Raw genomic sequence first — 18,860 nt, forward strand, 5'->3', positions numbered from 1 at the left:
GTTTTCATTCGAAACGTGGGGTTACAGAGCAATTTGGTAGATTGGTCGTGTGAGACGATTTAAATGTCTTCTGAAATATGACCGATTGACTAAATTTTTCATTGAATGTCAACCCCTCATCTACGGGATCTAGTCAGAAATTATGAAATTAACGACGATGACTTAATTGAGTCTATGTCTTGTGCATAATCAGCATAATTTCAAATCTTGTAGGTTAAAACCGAAAGCTCACGTTGTAGTTAACGGCTTCCTAGCCAGTGCGTTCTACCAATGTGAAATTCATTTTTAGTAGGTTTCAAGAGGTTGGTGCAAACTGATCAATCGCGCACAACAACCGCCTCAGCCTGGAAGAATTATGATTGGCTTATGGCTCACCAGGTGAGACATCGACTGTGATCTCTGCTTGACATGGATACCTATGCGAAATCAGCGAAATGTGCGAAATGTGTTGTATGGCAATGGTTACAGCCGAGTCTGACAGCTGCGAAATCTGCGAAATCAGCCCCCGCCCAGGGCACTTCTAGCTATGCCAAGCGGTAGATTCTGGTCGGAGAGCCGGCCGCTTCTTCTGAGCGCTTGACCAATTGCACGCAGATTCGCGCAGGCGTAGCTGTCAGCAAATAATCCAGACTGACATCGAGCTGCACCTTGGTCACTCGTCCCCGAAAGCATTCGGCACTGATTTCACTACGCGTCGCGTGCCCGCGCTCGCGCAAGAACTCCAGCACACGAGTCGCAAACTCAATGACCTTCGCCAGCTTGGCTTCTTCCTCCGCGCTGACGAAAACGTAAGTGACAGATGCCGTGGCGTACCGCATCCAGGACATCGCCGCCTCAATGTGCGGAACCTCTATCCGGGTTTGCAAGTCAGTCAAGGCAAAGAGCATGGCCAGACGCAACAGCATAGGAGCCCGGCGCTCCACCATAGAGCTGACTAGCTCACTTCCAAGATCATCGTTCAGTTCGCCCCGGTAGAGCTGGGCGTAGTGCCATTGCGCTTGCGCAGACATTTCCATACGCAGGCTGTCTCGCTGCTCATGGTGGTCAGCCTCACAAAACTCCAGAATATTCAGAATCCGACGTGCGAGACTATCCACCATCACTTGCGGAGTAGCCTTTGGGAAGGGAACGACCTGTGTGCGCTCAGCCCAAATCATCAGAAATCGGTTAGCGAAGCCATTCGTTAGCTCGCGCGCTGTCATCAGCCCGGTCAATTCACCTGGTGAAATAGCGCCACTCAGGCACACATGGGGATTGCTCGCATACAGCCTGTTCGACTTGGTCGCGGGTTTAAGGCAAACGCCATCCCAACAGTCCCTCAACGCCGAAGAAAGCGTATTGCCGTCGCGTCGACCTTGGTGCAGCACGTTGGCGAATTCTGACTCAACCACCCATAGTCGTTTGTCATCTATGGCCGCAATTTCTTGCTTGCCTTGCCAATATCCGTCGTGCATCAAGGCTACGAGTCCCTCGCGACTGGATAGCCCACCACGGTGAATCTGCGGTGCAAAGCACTCGCCTACCTCTCGTAGAGCCTGATCAAGACGCAAAATCAACTGTAAAGCATCACCCTTTCGTCCACGACCAGATCGTCCAATATGAAGGCAGAAAAGTCGAGCGTGGTGTGCAGTATTTCCTACGGACAGATAAGCCCCACGACCAATCGCACAGGAAAGGTAGGTCATAAAATTGGCCGCTATGGCGTATGGGCTTGTTTCAGTTCCTTCGCTACCTGCACAAGCGACCTCGCCAACCAAGCCATACAAACACGAACGATCTGGTTGAGGTGCGTTCCTGTGGCTCACTGAATCCAGTGGCGCACCCGTGCTCAAGGATTCGAATGATTTTTCGGTTGACGCAGGGCTGCTTTGCATTCACTGTTTGTCCAACGCCGCTGCTCGCACGATGCCCGAAAACTCTCGTAAGATGTCTGGGTTGTTTTGTGAGAGAAAGCGGATCACTGCGTCATTGTCGAGCAGTTTCGTCAAGTAACCTTTAGCAAGCACCAGATTCAGGACATCTTGCCCGTAGCTCTGCTCGACCAATTTGAACTGACCTTCAAGATTTGCCATCTCGCGCTCCATCTTGGCCATCTGTTCTGAGGTAACACCTTTAATTTTTTTCTGCCCGCGCTCATTAACCAGCATATTGCTAGGCGTGGCCGCAAGCAGCGCTTGGGCATAGGCCACAGTGATGTTGTTCGTGGCCACCATCAGTTCAACGCATTCGACCTGGCGGTATGGTTTCAGTTTTCTAAGCACCGGACTCAAATTAGCCGAAAACTGTTTGTCTTTGAGCAAGCCAACTGCCTCCGAACAGATTCCGTCCAGCAGGTTGATCTTCTTGGTGATGAGATCGAGGTCCAATTCCAGTGATTTCGCCAGGCGCGCCGGTGTCACACCACGATCAACCGCTCGCCGAATCATGAAATGCTCTTGAATGGTTGAAAGACGATTGATGCGGTTGTTATAGGTGTAGCTCTCATCGTCCTTCGCGATCAGGCATGGAGCATCTTTAAATCCCAGTTCCTGAAGGGCAAACATCCGGATATGACCATCAAGCAGCAGGTGTTTGCCAGAGGCACGATCAGCTTTAGCAATCGTCAAAGGTTCGATCAGACCAACCGCATCGATAGATGACAAAATCTGCTTGAACTTGCGCGACTTCATCAGTCCCTCTGGCGCCTTGCGAGAGGGCAACAGATTGTCAAATGCCACGGTCAGCGGCTCAGGGATGAACCCCAAATGTTTCTGTGTCATGTCGGGTGACCTGCGGGCCAGACCCGCTCAGCAATGAATTTAGGCAAGGAGTCGAGCCCCTCTGCGCGGAGCAGATTTGTAAAATTTTCATCCGCCATCAGTTGCCGCATGGCTTGCGCCATGAACAGCAAGCGCTGATGGGTGATTTCCGCCTTTTTAACCATCAGTTTCTGGCGCTCGACCTCCTGTTGATAGGTCCTGATCAGACTCGAAGACGTTACGTCTACCACCTTGCGTGACGTCGATCTTGCAACGCCTCTCCCGAGATTCCGACGCTTTTCAATAACCTTTCGGGCCGCGATCAGGTGGTTGCCTCGCAGTTGACCACTTTCATAGGCCTCTTGTAGGGCCTCCTGCACGTCCTTATGCTGGCTACCGGCACCTGCGATAGCCAGAGCCGCGTTAAGTGGAATACGCCCATTTTCAACTGCAATAAGTAATCGCTCCTCACCATTTTTGAGCAATTGCAAAATACCGTGAATATAATCCTGACCAAGGCCTGTCTTCTCAGAAATTGCTTTTTTGTCATAGCCCTGGTCGCGTAAATGTTCGATACCAGCCAGCAATTCCAACGTACGTCCCTGGCGCCGAGCAATGTTTTCAGCGAGGCTCATGATGAACGCGTCCTCGTCACTGACGTTGACAACCATCGCAGGGATCGTGGTTTCGCCGAGTGACTTAAAAGCTTTGAGCCTGCCTTCACCGCAGATTAATAAGAACTTTTCCTTGCCATCCAGATCTTTACGTGGCGTCACTGTGATCGGCTTCTTTAGGCCAATCTCCTTAATATTGCCCACGATATCGTCAAAGATCCGGCCGTTGCGCTCGCGAGGATTAAGGACATCGATCTTATCGATCGGAATCATCTGCAAATCGCAGGACGGGTGTTCTTTAATCATGCTGCCCTCCTCACTTGTGTGCGTTGCGCCATACCATATAGGTAATCCAAGCTCTCAAAACGATAGCTTTCGAACTCAATGCCGTTGTGCTCGGCCAGACTGATGCGTGGCAAGCCAAAATCCAAGCGTGGCAGCAGGTAATAATCAAGCGGCGATTGATTGAATTGATCGAGTCGCACAGCCACCGTGATATCGGGGGCGAGGCTCGTGTCAAAGCGAACCTTCCAGCGATGCCGCCCACTCTCCTTGGTCTGGCAGCGTGCCAGAACCAACGAAACACTGAATTCTCGGTTCACGGTCAACAGATCAGTGGCTGGATCACGCTCGACGTGACCACCGATTTGGGCTATCGCCTGCTCCGTCTGACTGATAATTTCAGGGTGCATCTTGCGTAAAAACTTATTGACTTCCAGAAACTGATAGTCTCGATCTGGCGTGAAACCAACAGCTTCGTACGCTCGTATCAGACTACCAAATCGATGGATATAGGCCGCAGCCGACGGCATATCATCCGCCTCATCGATAATCAGACCAGATAGAAATCCACGGTGGTGGTACAAACGACGGAGCTTTTCGATCAACTCCTCGCTACTGAATCTGTGTGCGCGGGCACGAAGGATGCCTTGTGCCATGTAGAAAATTTCTGGTGATACGATGGCCTCGAATGCCCCCTCCTTCTTAATCCACATGTCAGGTTGGTTAATGATCCGGTGTTTTTTGAGCTTGAAGGAAATTCTGTTGTATACGTTATTGCCGATATACTTTTCGTTGATCAGTACCTCGCGCACAGTCGCCCGCGTCCAGTCCCGATTCAGATCGGTTCGCACACCACTGCCATTGAGACGAGCCGCGATTTCTGACTCCGATATACCCTCTTCGATAAACCACTTGTAGATTTGATTTACGCTCTGCACTTCTGAGTCTGGGCCAGGCATTAGGATGACTCGATCCGTTTCCAGGCTCTTGTGTTCACCACGAGTCAGTTCACTCTTGATTGAGCCAGTTTGGTCAATTAGCACTCTACGCAATCCGAAACCTGCAGGGCCACCTTGGCGGAAGCCCATTTCGATCAGGCGACATTGCCCTGCAAATACTTTGGTCGATAGCTCCCTGCTGTACTCACCGGCCATTGCCCGCTTGACACCTTTAACGATGGTAGAGACTGGCGAGCCGTCATTCTCGAACTGCTCGGCAACATAGGTGACATGGATACCAGCGCGGCGACAGATGTACTCGTAATAGGCGCTTTCGTCCGCGTCCTGAAACCTGCCCCACCGACTAACGTCGTACACCAGGATCATCTGAAAATCAGCAGTACCTGCTTCAACATCCTTGATAAGTTGTTGCAATGCCAGTCGCCCACCGATATTCAGTCCGCTTTTTCCTTCATCCGCATACGTCCGAACAATCTCAACTCCACGCTGTGCAGCATATTCGCGGATTTTGTCAGCTTGGTTTTCTGTCGAGTACTGCTGATGCTCAGTAGACATCCGGACGTATTCGGCGGCTCTGAAAAGAGTCGGTTGAGTTGGAGCTTCACTTTTTGATTCTTCTGAGTGCATATGACCCGATCGCCCAATGTGAGAAATTGCTGCTCCCGAACCTGCGGTTCACTTCATCTGTAACTGTCGTGCTGGTTATTGCCAGCGTCTAGGTACCGTTGCCGTGCTTGCCACGCAGATATTCGGGAGCTCACTTTGAGGTAACGATAATGTCAGATATACAAACTGACCATCACGTACTATCTTTGCAAGCGTCTATTTTGCAAGGACAGGTAGCGCAGACTGGAGTGATCTCAATAATCCACGCGTCTGTTTTGCAATGAACGCTATCCTGAACATGTCGAATGCGATAAACACCTGCTGGAATTCCATGTAGCACGAATGACGCTGTAGACATGTCGATCTTTGCAACATTCTGTTCGCGTTCATGGCAACAACGTATTCTTTGTTGCTCCCGGTTCTTTTGAGTGTATTGAGGATTGGCGGCACGATAATTGCGTGAGTAATCTGGGTTTCGGGTGCGCCAGGCACGTTGTGCATCCTGGAGGTTCTCCCGATAGTGCAGATCATCTTGCAGCTTTTTGCGCTGCCATTGCTGTCGACGCTCACGTTGGCAGGCATGCTTAGAGCAGAATGCGTGATTGGGAACTTGGGGGCGTGTGACAAAGAGCTCACCGCAGCATGCGCAGTTTTTCAGGCTCATGAGATTTCTCCATACAAAATTTGTATGGAAACTCATCGCTTGATTATCATTCAACAAAAATTAGCTGGCTGGAAACCGAATTAAGCAACACCAATACAGCAAAGAGTTAAATGAGTTTTTAAGGAGCACTTCGTTGAAGTGCGTACCACCCCATTCAATCGCCTTTTTTATGTTTATGAGACTTGAGCTCTGGCGTATTCTTTGGAGTTTCTTTGTTGTCACGTTGACGTTTATCCGGTTTACCAGTTGATTTTGCAATTGGTTTTGGACCAGGTTTGATTGGCATGCTTACTCTCCTTTAGCTTGAAAACTATCTGAGGTTCTTAAAACTTCAATCCTTGCGAAAGGCATATACAGATGTCTAATTTAGTTATGCAGTCAGATTACGGGCATTCACCACCCTGCGGCCCATAAAAAAATACCCAAGTGACAAAGTCCTCGGAGAAATTACTAAAACGATGTTCAACACCAGCAGCCACGAACAAAACATCGCCAGCAATCACATCATATTCTTCAGCACCCATCGTGAAATGGGACGAACCCGATGCCAAGACGTAAATTTCATCACGATCATGCGGTTTTTGAAGATCGACCCCCTCGGGGTTGTATAGCTCTATCTCTAATGATCCGTGCGAAAAAAATTTACGGAATAGTGAATGGCCGTCAGAGACTTTTTAGTGAATCCAGGAAACATAACTTTGACATTGGGGCACCATCAGCTCCGACCTTTTATCGTGTCAATTGCAGTAGCCGAAGTTCGAGCTAATCTTCCAATTAGTCTCGTATACAAGGATACTAAATGTCAATCCCATAAATTGGGGAGCCCCCCATAAGTTGGACATAAATTCATCCTTTTAAAGGACTGTTTTTATGTCAAAGCATTCCAAAAAGTTCAAAATCAAAGCTATTAGTCGCTAATTAAGGCTGTTTATGACGCCGCGGTAAAAACTGGATCTACCCTCGCCTATTGGCAAGCAAAAGTCTCCACCATTGCTGACCGAGCCCTATATGATAAAGTCGATAAAGATTTGGAATTTATTGTTTATTCCCACGAGTTTTAGTACTCTTGCTTATAAGTTGAGGAATACTAGATTTTGAAATAAAAATTTATATTGCTGCTATACAAACTAATGCAAGATAAAATTTGTGATGGGAGATGCGTAGTGACTGCGAAGAAAAAATACGACAAGGTTTGCTACAACAAGGTCTTTCTTAAGGAAGTAATTCTTCGGATTGACTTCCCGGCTCCTGTTTCTGCTTTAGCAAAAACCATCCCCGCAAAATTATCGAAAGCTGCGCTATCGCTCTTTCCTGTTTCTGAATCTCAGCAAGTTCAGGCCCAAGAACTACAGTTTTCTGCGACGGGTGTTTCAGCAAGTAGCCGGGAAGAAACACAGTGGATATTCAATGGAAAAGATCGTGAAAAAACACTTGTCATTGCGCAGCAACATATGGTTTTCACAACCAGAAGTTACAGGACATATGAGGAAATGGCAGATGATTTTTTCTCTGTCTTAAATGTTCTTCAAAAGATAGATCCTGATTTGATTGCCAGTCGAATGGGGCTGCGCTACATAAATATCATTGATCTGCCCGATGGAGACCCTCTTGATTGGGATGGTTACATCGAGGACTCATTGTTGGGCATGATGAACTTTAATAGCAGACAGAAGAACCTTTCAAGGGCATTTCATGTTCTAGAGTACAACTTCGAGGAAATGTTGTTGAAATGTCAATTTGGTATGGCCAATCCTGATTACCCGGCAATTGTCCGGCGGCGGCAGTTTGTATTGGATCTAGATGCTTTTTCTACGTCTGCTTGCGAACTTGACGACTTACCAAGAGTAATTGACGAAGCTCATGCAATTGTCCAAGATTTTTTTGAATCAAGTATCGGCGAGCAAACTCGAAAAATCATGAAACAGCGCAAACATGCAAGAAAAGCTAACTAATATTTTTGATCCCATGTATGTGGGGCATGATGTAACCGATAAGCATGTCCCAAACAAAGTTTCGGAGATGAAGGAGTTTCTTAAATCTCCGATCGCAGAAGCTGATATTGACCGCTATGGAAAGTCAAAGCCATATCGTGTCGTAGTTAAAGCGAATATAAAAAATGGTTAATGTCATTAATGTACCGTTGTCTAGATTGGCTCAAGGCGATATTCTTCGAGATGTCGAGCATATTGAGTACGTCATTGTTAAAGACGGCATTATCGAATTTTCAAAGATAGTCTTCCCGCTTACAATAGTTTTGACGCAAGACTGTGATCTGGAGCAAGATCACACATTTCGTAGCACTGAAGAAAACAAACCTACTCAAGACAAGTACTTACTGTCTGTCCTCCTGGCTCCACTATATAACCTCGAGCAGGTTTACCAAGGAGAGCATCTAATAGATTTGGGTTTGAAAATGTCCTCAATCAAGAAGAAGTCTAGCGCAAGTAATAACTTGCAAAATAATGAAACTCCGCGTTACCACTATCTTGAGTTTCCTCAAGCAATTCCTGTTGTTCCGTCTGTAATTGATTTCAAGCATTATTTTTCCTGCAATGTTGAATATCTTAAATTACACAAAGAAGAAAATTACGTTTGCCAATTAGCTGATTTGTTTAGGGAGAGTGTTTCTCAACGTTTCTCAAATTTCTTATCGCGTATCGGGCTCCCATAATTACTTGTGATTGCACACAAAGAAGATACGCTGACACTCTTAAATTTCTCCGATTAACTTGAGCTTGAGAGACGACTCTCAAGAAGATTTCATGGGTTTACTCTACGAAAACTGGTGCTCAGTCAACCCGATCTATCTGTACATTTGTGTATCAACGTAAAAACGTTGCAGCTTTGGCGAGCTTATCAAACTAGTTTTGTACTTTAAAAATATTTCATCAATTTTTTATTTGAAATCGGTATTGGCAGAGATTCTTTGTAACAGCGTTAGGTAAACGGGAGAATTGAACGTGGTAAACAAGTTGATTACGGTACTGATCTATTTGTCGTCGTCGGGATTGATTGCATCAATCGTTGGTATGGCTTTTATTGAGTTTGATTTATCAACTCTATTAGGTAATAAGACAACATATGGCTTTTGACATTTTCGTTTCGGTATAAGCTTATTGATAGACATGCTGTATGCAGGTTGATAGTGGAAAAACGAGGAATATGAGTAGGACCGAGCAGTAACTACCAATGCCCACGAACCTCTCATGAACCGCATGCTGAACGACTGAACTCGCATGAGTACGGGATGGGAGTCCCAGGTGGCGCTACACTACACCACCAAATACAGAAGCCCAACCGTTCTCGGTTGGGCTTCTTCTTTTGTGCTATCCCCAGTGTTCGCGGGGCTTCCGGCAATCTGCGTGTGCCAACCGGTACTTGCTACCAAGGGTACGTTCGCAGTTATATCTTATGTTCTGCCTCTCCTTCTCGAATTACTTCAGAGAACTCTGTCGATCTGGCACACGCAAAACGCCTTAATTAACAATCAGTTATACGTGTGTCGAATAGGAGAGTTTTGGATATTGATTGCTTGAGCAAAGCATCAATTATTCAGCGTTCGCACAGCGGATTTTTTTATTTTGAAGTGATGTAACTAGATAAGTGAAGTAACTAGATGTTACTGACAGATGATTGCCAAGATCCGTGTACACCCTTAGTATTGAATTCATGTCAAAAATGACTTTAGAGTTTTCCTATACTTGATCACGTTATGTCCTTAATTCCCTTCATGATCGCCGCGACTCTCCTAGCTGTTACTCCGGGACCCGGCCTAGCGTATGTCGTGGCCAGGACGGTCTCTGGCGGCCGCTCTGAAGGTTTGGCGTCATGCATAGGAACTAGCTTGGGTGGACTAGTTCACGTTCTAGCTTCAGCACTTGGCTTGTCGCTAATCATCGCGGAATCTGCCATGGCATTTAACCTGCTGAAATACATTGGCGCAGCATATCTTGTTTACCTAGGTATCCGCATACTGCGAAGCAAAGATAAGCACGTCGCAATCAGTTCAATCTCCCCTCAAGGTTGCCGTCGCGCACTCTGCGAAGGTATTGTTGTTGAAACCCTGAATGTAAAGACAGCTTTGTTTTTTCTGGCATTTCTGCCTCAATTCGTTTCACCTTACGAGCCACTTGTTGCGCAGTTTGTTTTACTTGGATGTATATGCGTCACACTCAATACGCTAGTCGATATCGCAGCAGTATTTGCAGCCAATGGATTGATGAAGTCAGATATAGCTCGCACAGCACGAGCTAAGTTAATGAGTCGGTTATCAGGCGTAACGATGATTGGCATCGGTGCCTTTCTGGCATTAACCCGACGACAGATTTGACCTAACTTATTAGTTAAAGTTTACAGGTTGAAAACGTCCTTTTGAACGGACAAAACCTTGAGCTTCTAGTTACGGGACGGCTAAAATAATCAGAGTGTGACAGCCAAGTCATCAAAAGCTTTACCCCAAGTACGTATCTTGTAGCCTCGACGATCGGGCGAATAATACGGATCTGACTCAATCAGTTCAACCACTCGCTCTCTACTGGGCACATCAAGAACCCACAAGCCACCAACATATGCTTGACCTGGCTCCTCTCTACAGCCACCTGCCAACAGGATCTCATCGCTATGTTTTCGCAAATACGCAAGGTGGTCGGGTTCGCGTTCCTTCCTGATAGCTAACATTGCAGGCGTATCCTCGAAAAATACAATCCAACGCATTATTCACCTTGCTCGTTTAGTCTTGGTATTATGACTTTAGCACCAACAATAAACCCACAAAATGAAAATCATCCGTAGCAAAGAATTCACTGCAGATCGTCCTTGGGGGCGTTAGATATTGCCGACATGAATGGCATCACGACACGTCTGCATTGGACTGACCAGCCATACAAATGGCACGTCAATGACGGAGAGGAAATTTTTGCTGTAATGGATGATCGAGTTGAAATGCGGTATCGACTCGATGGACTGGAACAATCCACTGTTCTGGATACAGGTGATATTTTTTATGCGTCTGTTGTCACTGAACACGTAGCTCACCCGATCGGACAGGCTCGCATACTTGTCATGGAAACAGCTGGCAGCGTCTAGTTACGGGATGGTTGATTCGTAATTGTCATGTTACACGACACTTGAAAGATGAGTCTGATTGATGACCAGCAGTGACAGTCAATTTGGAAACCCAACTCTAAACTCTGAGTATGTAGAAAAACATTTTGCACACCTCTACATGGATTTAGGTCAGCGTTCTGAAATCGTTGATGACTTTCGGCTCTATCCACCAAATTTTTATCAACATCCGTATAGCCTTGATGGATATCTTGAATAGACAGCAATGTTTCTTGCTGACAAGCGATTTTCAGTACGAGATGTCGTCGACTATGTTGCAAATCAATTTGATGGCGTGCATGTTGCACCACATTTAGATAACTACGACCATCAATTACTTGCTCGATTTAATGACTCACTAATGGTAAAAGGCAATGGCATGGTTCTTCACTGCATAGATCAAATTGCAAACATCATACTTAAAGTACTTGCACACCTTATGCGAACCATTCAATCAAAATGTGATGCTCTAGAAAAAACTACGCTGTAATTTCAATTTGATTCAAATCGATACTATTAAAGATGGCTATAACATGGCAAAAAAATATTAAGCGATTTAAATTAATCCTAAAACTGGATTCGAACTCCTGCACTTACGACGCCAAGCGTCTGTCCGCCTCTAGCCTCACCTGCTATCCCTGCATATGCAAAGGTGTTATCCGCAATTTTCGCTGTTCCGTACAAACCCGCCTGTACAAATGCTGCATCCGCATTCGGTGTAGTGATATTGGTGGATAATCCCGCAAGCGAAGCATTCATCGTTGGATTAAGCAGACCTGAAGAATCTGCACCCACACCAAGATAAGCACGATAGGTGTATTTCTCGGTCATCGGATTGTTGGTCTTGGAGCCTACCGCAGCACCAATCACGCCACGCACGCCATTACCTGTGAAGCGATTGATGCTCAGTGCAGATGCCACGTCACCTTCATTGACGCTAGATTGAGTCACCATCTGCCAGGTCACACGCGCAAAGGGCGTCACACGCAGGTTTGTATCCAGATCAATCAGACGGCTTAATCCCAAGCTGACCAGGGCATCATTACCTTTAATGTTCTTGTTGCTAAAGCCGCCACTTAAGTTCGTAATATCACCGCGGGACAAATTGCTTGAGTTCAACCCAAAGCTTGCCATAGCATCCACGACATATCCTTTGACAGGTATCTTGCCGTAGGCAAAGAGCGAGCCTTGCTGAATCATGCCTGAACCGTAAGTTGGATTTAATGTGGTGCTTGAAAGTGCGAAGCCACCGCCCATGGTCATGCCATTTGACTTGAACCAATCCGAGCCAAAGACAAGCTGGTACAGATTACTATTCCATCCACCCGAGTAGCTGTCACTTGAACGATTGCCTTTCTGGTATGCCAACTCTCCCCAGACATTCTTGTTTGAGAATGCTTGAGCCTCAGCATTAGGATTGATGCTCGGGTTTGTGCTGACTGCGGAAGAAGCCACACCACCATTTAATGCTGTATTGGTAGTGTTCATCAACGCACTGTTGCCCGCAGGATTGGTCATCACGTCAGGCAAACCTAGACCTGCAGTGTCACCTAACCGTGTCAAAACAGCTTGTTGAACACGTTGCGTCGTTTGAGCAATCACAGCGACTGCTGCGGCATAGACCTCGCCTGCCAAGCTCTGTGCATAGGATGCGATGTCAGAACCAGATGTCAGGTTTGAAATACTATATAGCAGCTGATCTTGGATGAAAGTCGATGTCCCTGATGTGTTGGCGAGTGTGATCTGATCGAGCACTGAACCCACTGACTGAGCGTTCTTGTTGCCTGAAGCAGATGAAATCGTCGATTTGTATGATGATGGAATAACCGCCAAGTCCAAGCTATTATTGTTATTCATATTGTAGAAGGACACGAACTGCGTGCCAGAATCTAGGCCATCAGGTTGTACGAGGCTTGAGAAACGACCGCTGACGCCTTCTGTCGCCGTCAGAATGCGGAATTGATCGCCCAGCCTGGGTACATATGGTGCACTGCCGTAGCCTGATTCATCCGATGAAAATAGATTTGTCAACATAGGTGCAAGCGTTGCACCAGTGTTAATAACAAATTGTCCATTCAAAATATTTGTAAATGAGTAGTACCCAGTCGCACCGATAGGACTTAAAGCATTTGACTGCGTGACACCCGCTATATCTTCACGATAAGTACTACCACTTTGCATGGTAATCGTGGATTGACTTGATACATATCCGGGCGAATTACCTGGCTTAAAAATACCACCAACAGATATTTCTCGGGAAAGACTGCCTGATCCCATCAAGACAGCACCTGGGCTCACGTAAACAGCGCCGGAACCTAATGACGCATAGCCATCAAAAATAACAACAACACCAGGCCCAATATATAACCCCCCAGAAAATGTATTTACACCACTTAGTCTGACTGTTGAAGCCAATCCAGAGAACGCCCAAGAGTAATTTATTGTCGAGACAACACCATTAAGATTGGCTGAATTAACAATATTTAGTCCTCCTCCACCGGTAATATTCGAGCAAAGGCAAGTTGAATTTCCATCTAAAACTGAAACACTACCACCGGCTGATAATGATATTGGTGCAGTGACCCAACTGCCAATTTGATTTAAAGACAACATTCCGCCATTAAGGGTTAAGCTGGATCCTAAATTATTAGAAGAAACCGTTTGCCCACGTTGCACAGTTGTGATTTGTATGGACGATGAGGATGAAGATGTACTTTCAGTTGAAGAGGATCCGCCACCACTTCCTGCTGTTACAACCAAATCCCATCGCGTGCCGCTTACATTGCTAAGTAGCCAGTTATATGAACCATAAGTACCGCTCGTACTGCCCACAATATTTGACGGACTTAGGCCTGTCAATACAGAAGAATAAGTCCCGGCGGCCAAATTAGAAGCTGCTACACCAGAAACGCCTCCAGCATAAATTCCAAATGTAGTCGCACCTACTGGTGCTGAGACGTTTAACTGTCCGTAACGCGTAGGCGAAGAAACTATAGTGCTGTAATTTGTTGGAAGATTGCCTTTGTATGTCAAAGCTGTTGTTGAGGATCCGGCACCATTACCACCTTGCCCATTATTAAACGTGGAAATTGATCCAGAGGATTGAATTCCCCAGGAACTAGCCCCTCCTGCAATGGATCCATTATTTGTAAGATTAGAAATTGTTGCGCCGGACTGATTGTCGATAGCAATTAAATTACTTGAGCCTGAGGTTATTGTGCCTGTATTTGTAAAATTGTTTATTGTCAATCTATTGATGATAGTGGATCCACCGGTTGCTGAATTAGATATTTGGCCGCTGTTATTAAAAGTTGATAATGTCCCTCTGTTATCAATTGCGGTGCTCGGTCCAGTTGTGCTAATGGTGCCGGTGTTGTAAAAGGCAGCAGATCCACCTGTGTTAATCCATAGACTCTGGCTTGTATCTGTATTAATTACGCCATTATTAGTGATCGTTGCAAGGCCTCCTGATCTCACCCATATGCCTTGGCCGCCGAATGTGCTCAATGTTCCATTGTTAATTATCGTCCCCCCGTTACCACTTGCAGTCACACCTACCGACCCAACAGGAGATAATGTGATGCCGCTATTAATAGTGATGCTGCAATTAGCCTCTCCCATATCATCTAATGGGAAAGAGCTATTGCTGCTTAGCACAACAGGACAGGTAGCAAGTGCTTGTGAAACAAAAACGCTGCTGAAACTCGCAGCGACAAATAAAATGATTGGATTTAGTTTTCCAATACCAATTGGATTTTGAATCATATATCCACCTCAATATGTCAGCATTAGCTGCAATTTTTATGACATGGATAATAAGTACACGGCACAAAGAATTCTCTCAACACCTCTCAGTGATAGCTGATCGTCACATCACTAGAGACCTAACATTTCAATAAATTTTATTTTATAAGTGCATCATATTGAAACCGCCCGTCTTAAAAACTAACGTAGCCTCCTCATTCGCAGTACCGCAGATATTCCTTAAACTACTTGATAGGAATAAACCTATGTTTACTGATATGACCCAATCGGATTTTCTAGGTCTGATCTGTCCAATTTAAGTGAGAATTACGCATAACTGCGTACCCGCAAAATGGTTGCGTCTACACCTTTTTAACAATTAGGTCATTAGGATCCAGTCCGGCATGCAATGTACCCTTCACGGTCAAAGCGATGTCTGACTAATGCGTATGTATACGCTCCCGGATCTTGGGCGCACCCTAAGTTGGAAACTCTTTTTTAACCTGCACAATGAGTTTTTAACCTGAAATGTCAAGCGATTTGCCTGCCTTCGCGCTGAGCTTTTTGCTTTTGAGGCTTATAACTATATTACCCACACTAAAACTTATACCCAATACCGGCCATGATGTTGTATCCGGAGTAATCTGCCTGACCGGTTACGGTTAATCCGTTCAAATTTGTCTGCAAACTAAACGAATTCATTTTTACGTAGTTTGCTTCCACAAACCCATACCAATTTGATACCAACAGATATTTGGCGCCCACGCCAGCAGTTAGGCCCGTCGTCGACGCCGTTTTATTTTGGTTGTTGACCACATCAACGCTCACCTGCGCGTGAACAAACGCTACCTTCGAATAGCCCTGAATATTCGGAGTAAACGCGTAGCCAGGTAACACCGACAACACATACTGCCTATTAACCGGGTTTACCTCAATTTGTGCAGCAATAGTTGCCTGACTACCTAGAGCGATTGTGTGACTTAGCCCGACAAAATACGGTATTGAGCTACCTTGATAGCGTTGATCTGGCAATTGCAAGGAACCATAGTTGAGACGCAGATCACTCCCCTTAATCGAATAAGGCTGGTAGCCAACGTCAAACTGAATAGCAGTTCCACCAAAATATTTGGCTGGCTCAGTAAAAGTCGCAGCTTGTGCGAATATGGCACCAGAAAAAACCAAGGTACAGCCATAAACACCGAGTCGACTTACTAGCTTTAAAATACTCAACACGCCTCCTATGGCTACCTCATCGGGCATTGCCTAAAATACGATTGAAATCGGAACGCACAGCTGATAGCCTAGTCCACGTACTGAGCGAATAAAAGGTAAAGATTCCTTCATGTCTGAGTCTATGACTTTTTTTCTAAGTCGACTAATGATATTTTCAAGCGCACGACGCGTGAAATAGCCATCTTGAACGATTGCCGCTAGTTCCTCACAAATTGTATCGGCATCAGCCGCCATGTTTGGAGCTTGCGCGAGACACAGCAATAATTGCTGCTCAACGTTAGTGAGGCCAACGCGATGCTTATCTAAGGGACCTAACAATAGATATCGTGTCGTCAACAACCGCCAGGGTAGTTCTACTTGAGTTTGCCCAAGCCGTCGGCTCAAACTACCTATCGCTGCAAGAATTTCAGCTGGTAAAGTGGGTTTAGGTAGATATATATCAGCACCCGAATCGTATCCCTTGATTCGATCCGGCAATGCAGTCCGAGCGGTCAGCATGACGATTCCGACACTAGGAAGCTTTGCCCTAACTTGTTTGGCGATATCAAAGCCGCTTAGACCGGGCAAATTCAAATCCAAAATTACGAGATCAACAGCGCGTTGGTTAAGTACATCGTAAAGAGCCACGCCAGTTAACAACTCAATTACTTCAAAATCGTGACAGCGCAAAAAATGACTTAACTCCTCGCGTAAAATCGCATCGTCTTCCACGACCGCTATTGTCAATTTCATTAAATAGCTCCCCTTTCGAGGCCAAGCGGCATGGTGATCTTAAATTCCATCAGATCGCCGCTCAGCTGACATGTCACATCTACTCTCAATAGGTGGCAAAGCTCGCGAACAATAAAGAGACCCAGGCCCGAGCCTGAGGTCGTCGTATCAGACGGATCACGATAAAAGCGTTCAAAAATTCGCTCTAAATTGGGAATATGAAACATCTTGACCTTATTTCGGAGAACAAAACATGCGACCGTACGCTCATTCGTAGCATCTAAAAAAAGCTCTACTGTCACGGGGCTGTTCGGTGGAGAATACTTCAAAGCATTTTCAATAAGATTCTTAAACACGATCCTCAACAGCTCTTGGTCCGACTGAATCCAGATATCTCGATCCAACTCAAATTTAATTCGATTCGAGGAGCTCTGTTGCGCAATCACTTGGTCGACGCAATCACTGGGATTAACTGGCTCACTAGCAGGAGACAATTCGTGGTTATCAATTCGATTCATTAACTGACATCGCTCAATAATTGCATCCATACTTAATACGGATTGATGCATGTTATGCAGGCGACGCCACCCTTGATCGCCCATCAACGAACCTTTTAGAGAACCAATCGCCATACTGATGGCAGCCAGTGGGTTCTTGAGTTCGTGCGCCAACATATCTAGCAATACGCGGCGCTCAGTTAATAACTTACGCTCAAAGTCCAACCGTAGTGATATTTCCACATTCGCTGCTTTGACATCGCTAAATTGCTTGGCCGTTAGCCGATTTCGAACAACCACTACTACGAGTAGAACTGCAGGGACTACAAAATCAATGATTCGAGTTATTTGGATAGCGTAAATAGTAGATTCGAAGGGATATGACGCCAGCCCGACTGCTAAAAAAGTTAACAGTCCTACCGTAAAAAATCCGCCAAACAGCACTCGCCGAAAATAACCTTTAATGCCTGACTCAAATTGGACGGCGATTATTTGCGTTATCACAGTCAAGCTAAAGCCAATAAGGAGGATGAGCTGCAACAATACAACCTTGTTAATCAACACTAATCCAATTGCAATTACTACAATGATGTATCCAATATTGCAGCACCATCGGTACCAATTGGGTCGCCCAAAAGGAAGCAAAAATGCTTCTGATACCCAAACCCATGCCGCCAACCTGATGCACACCATTGTGTTAAAAAAAAATGTATCTAGTTGAGGTGATTCAACGAACACATACTTAGCCAAAATTCCGCTACCACCGAGCATGCCGAGTAATGTACTGAGTGTCAGACAGGCAAAGCGGAACGTGAGCGCACCAGGATAAATAAAATAGTTGGCAATGGAGATCGCACATAGTAGGAGCAAAATTCCGGTATGAATTCCGATTCCAATGCTTGGGGAAAAGTTGCTAATCTGGCTCGGATTTAAGTCGAATACCTCGATCGCAATCAAACCCAGTCCGGGCTGTTGAATGCGAACAAAAATCGTGGTGTCTGAGGTTGCGTCTGTCGAAGCAATAAACGTATATCCCCCCACCCCGGCAAATCCGCGACTAAATGCGAAGGTGCTGCCAGCCGATGTCAGACGCCAACCATTATTTTCCTTTTCAAACAGCCCGATTTCCCCCACAAAATGCGGCGCAATCTGAACGATCACTTCTCCATGCAACGAGAATTTCGGGGCTATTGATACTCGAATCCAAGTGGTAGTGGCGGCCAAAGTCGCAGCTGGCAAATCTTTTTTTGCAACATATCGACACGCCAACGCATCCGATATGTCAGCACCAGCCAGCCTATCTGAACAATATTCAATTTTTATTGGATCTGTCACCTGGGAATGCACAGCCCAACAACTCGGTGACAAGACTATCAACAATGCTAACAGCAACCATCGGACGTGGCAGATGGGCAGGTTCGGCTCATAAATCGCTGATTTAGTGGGGATGATCATTCATCAATTTATAAATGAGTCGATGTGAGAGAAACCGAGAGACTTTAGATTTCAGTTTTAGATAATACGAGATCTTAAGTAAAAGCTTGCATCTCGTTGGTTGACTGCTGTGCAAAAATCTCGACGCCATCTTCTAATAGCTCTAACAGCGCTCAGCGTTATTTTTGGCGCCTTTAGTGCCTTTGCACAGTCTTGTCCTAACTATACGCTATCTTCAAATAGTTCCTCGATAATCGCGGTCACAGTACCGAACG

17 protein-coding genes and 1 pseudogene are annotated in these 18,860 nt (G+C 45.8%); 6 read left to right on the forward strand and 12 right to left on the reverse strand.

The window, feature by feature from the left end; all coding sequences use genetic code 11:
- Positions 1–524: 524 nt before the first annotated feature.
- The 7 genes from WBJ47_RS04000 to WBJ47_RS04030 form a co-directional block, all read right to left on the reverse strand.
- Positions 525–1,874: a hypothetical protein gene (locus tag WBJ47_RS04000; protein WP_422243645.1), complete on the reverse strand. Its 1,350-nt coding sequence runs from the start codon at positions 1,872–1,874 to the stop codon at positions 525–527.
- Positions 1,875–2,759: a plasmid partitioning protein RepB C-terminal domain-containing protein gene (locus WBJ47_RS04005; protein ID WP_422243646.1), complete on the reverse strand. Its 885-nt coding sequence runs from the start codon at positions 2,757–2,759 to the stop codon at positions 1,875–1,877.
- Complete coding sequence (locus WBJ47_RS04010) at positions 2,756–3,658, reverse strand: plasmid partitioning protein RepB C-terminal domain-containing protein (RefSeq protein WP_422243647.1); 903 nt, start codon at positions 3,656–3,658, stop codon at positions 2,756–2,758. The genes WBJ47_RS04005 and WBJ47_RS04010 overlap by 4 nt, the downstream gene beginning before the upstream one ends.
- Positions 3,655–5,220 (reverse strand): recombinase family protein, encoded by a 1,566-nt coding sequence (locus WBJ47_RS04015; protein ID WP_424585245.1) that lies wholly within the window; start codon positions 5,218–5,220, stop codon positions 3,655–3,657. Before WBJ47_RS04015 ends, WBJ47_RS04010 begins: the two co-directional genes overlap by 4 nt.
- Positions 5,221–5,392: 172 nt before the next feature.
- Positions 5,393–5,863, reverse strand: coding sequence for a hypothetical protein (locus WBJ47_RS04020; protein WP_424585246.1), 471 nt, complete (start codon positions 5,861–5,863; stop codon positions 5,393–5,395).
- A 154-nt stretch (positions 5,864–6,017) separates the two neighbouring features.
- A complete protein-coding gene (locus WBJ47_RS04025; protein ID WP_422243649.1) occupies positions 6,018–6,149 on the reverse strand; it encodes a hypothetical protein in 132 nt (43 codons plus the stop codon).
- A 97-nt stretch (positions 6,150–6,246) separates the two neighbouring features.
- The gene (locus WBJ47_RS04030; RefSeq protein ID WP_422243766.1) at positions 6,247–6,480 is read right to left on the reverse strand and encodes a cupin domain-containing protein; all 234 of its coding nucleotides are present in this window, start codon (positions 6,478–6,480) and stop codon (positions 6,247–6,249) included.
- A 546-nt stretch (positions 6,481–7,026) separates the two neighbouring features.
- On the opposite strand from WBJ47_RS04030, the gene WBJ47_RS04035 reads away from it, so the two are divergent.
- From WBJ47_RS04035 to WBJ47_RS04050, 4 genes are all read left to right on the forward strand, one after another.
- Positions 7,027–7,815: a TIGR04255 family protein gene (locus WBJ47_RS04035; RefSeq protein WP_422243650.1), complete on the forward strand. Its 789-nt coding sequence runs from the start codon at positions 7,027–7,029 to the stop codon at positions 7,813–7,815.
- Positions 7,796–7,987: a hypothetical protein gene (locus WBJ47_RS04040; RefSeq protein ID WP_422243651.1), complete on the forward strand. Its 192-nt coding sequence runs from the start codon at positions 7,796–7,798 to the stop codon at positions 7,985–7,987. Before WBJ47_RS04035 ends, WBJ47_RS04040 begins: the two co-directional genes overlap by 20 nt.
- The gene (locus WBJ47_RS04045; RefSeq protein ID WP_422243652.1) at positions 7,980–8,534 is read left to right on the forward strand and encodes a hypothetical protein; all 555 of its coding nucleotides are present in this window, start codon (positions 7,980–7,982) and stop codon (positions 8,532–8,534) included. The genes WBJ47_RS04040 and WBJ47_RS04045 overlap by 8 nt, the downstream gene beginning before the upstream one ends.
- 1,041 nt (positions 8,535–9,575) lie before the next feature.
- A complete protein-coding gene (locus tag WBJ47_RS04050; RefSeq protein WP_422243653.1) occupies positions 9,576–10,193 on the forward strand; it encodes a LysE family translocator in 618 nt (205 codons plus the stop codon).
- Positions 10,194–10,282: 89 nt separating this feature from the next.
- On the opposite strand, the gene WBJ47_RS04055 is transcribed toward WBJ47_RS04050, so the two are convergent.
- Complete coding sequence (locus tag WBJ47_RS04055; RefSeq protein WP_422243654.1) at positions 10,283–10,576, reverse strand: YciI family protein; 294 nt, start codon at positions 10,574–10,576, stop codon at positions 10,283–10,285.
- 61 nt (positions 10,577–10,637) lie between these two features.
- On the opposite strand from WBJ47_RS04055, the pseudogene WBJ47_RS04060 reads away from it, so the two are divergent.
- Positions 10,638–10,948: pseudogene (locus WBJ47_RS04060) on the forward strand (cupin).
- A 244-nt stretch (positions 10,949–11,192) separates the two neighbouring features.
- The gene (locus WBJ47_RS04065) at positions 11,193–11,456 is read left to right on the forward strand and encodes a hypothetical protein (protein ID WP_422243655.1); all 264 of its coding nucleotides are present in this window, start codon (positions 11,193–11,195) and stop codon (positions 11,454–11,456) included.
- 77 nt (positions 11,457–11,533) lie between these two features.
- Here WBJ47_RS04065 and WBJ47_RS04070 read toward each other — a convergent pair whose 3' ends face one another.
- The 4 genes from WBJ47_RS04070 to WBJ47_RS04085 all read right to left on the reverse strand — a co-directional run bounded on the left by WBJ47_RS04070 (position 11,534) and on the right by WBJ47_RS04085 (position 18,486).
- Positions 11,534–14,731, reverse strand: a complete 3,198-nt coding sequence (locus WBJ47_RS04070) for a beta strand repeat-containing protein (protein ID WP_422243656.1) — start codon at positions 14,729–14,731, stop codon at positions 11,534–11,536.
- A 576-nt stretch (positions 14,732–15,307) separates the two neighbouring features.
- Positions 15,308–15,940, reverse strand: coding sequence for an outer membrane protein (locus tag WBJ47_RS04075; protein WP_422243657.1), 633 nt, complete (start codon positions 15,938–15,940; stop codon positions 15,308–15,310).
- Positions 15,941–15,973: 33 nt separating this feature from the next.
- Entirely contained in the window at positions 15,974–16,675 is a 702-nt protein-coding gene (locus WBJ47_RS04080) for a response regulator transcription factor (protein WP_422243658.1), read from the reverse strand.
- Entirely contained in the window at positions 16,675–18,486 is a 1,812-nt protein-coding gene (locus WBJ47_RS04085; protein ID WP_422243659.1) for an ATP-binding protein, read from the reverse strand. Before WBJ47_RS04085 ends, WBJ47_RS04080 begins: the two co-directional genes overlap by 1 nt.
- Between the last annotated feature and the right edge of the window lie 374 nt (positions 18,487–18,860).

This window comes from Zwartia sp., assembly GCF_049655405.1.
Taxonomy (GTDB): Bacteria; Pseudomonadota; Gammaproteobacteria; order Burkholderiales; family Burkholderiaceae_B; genus Zwartia.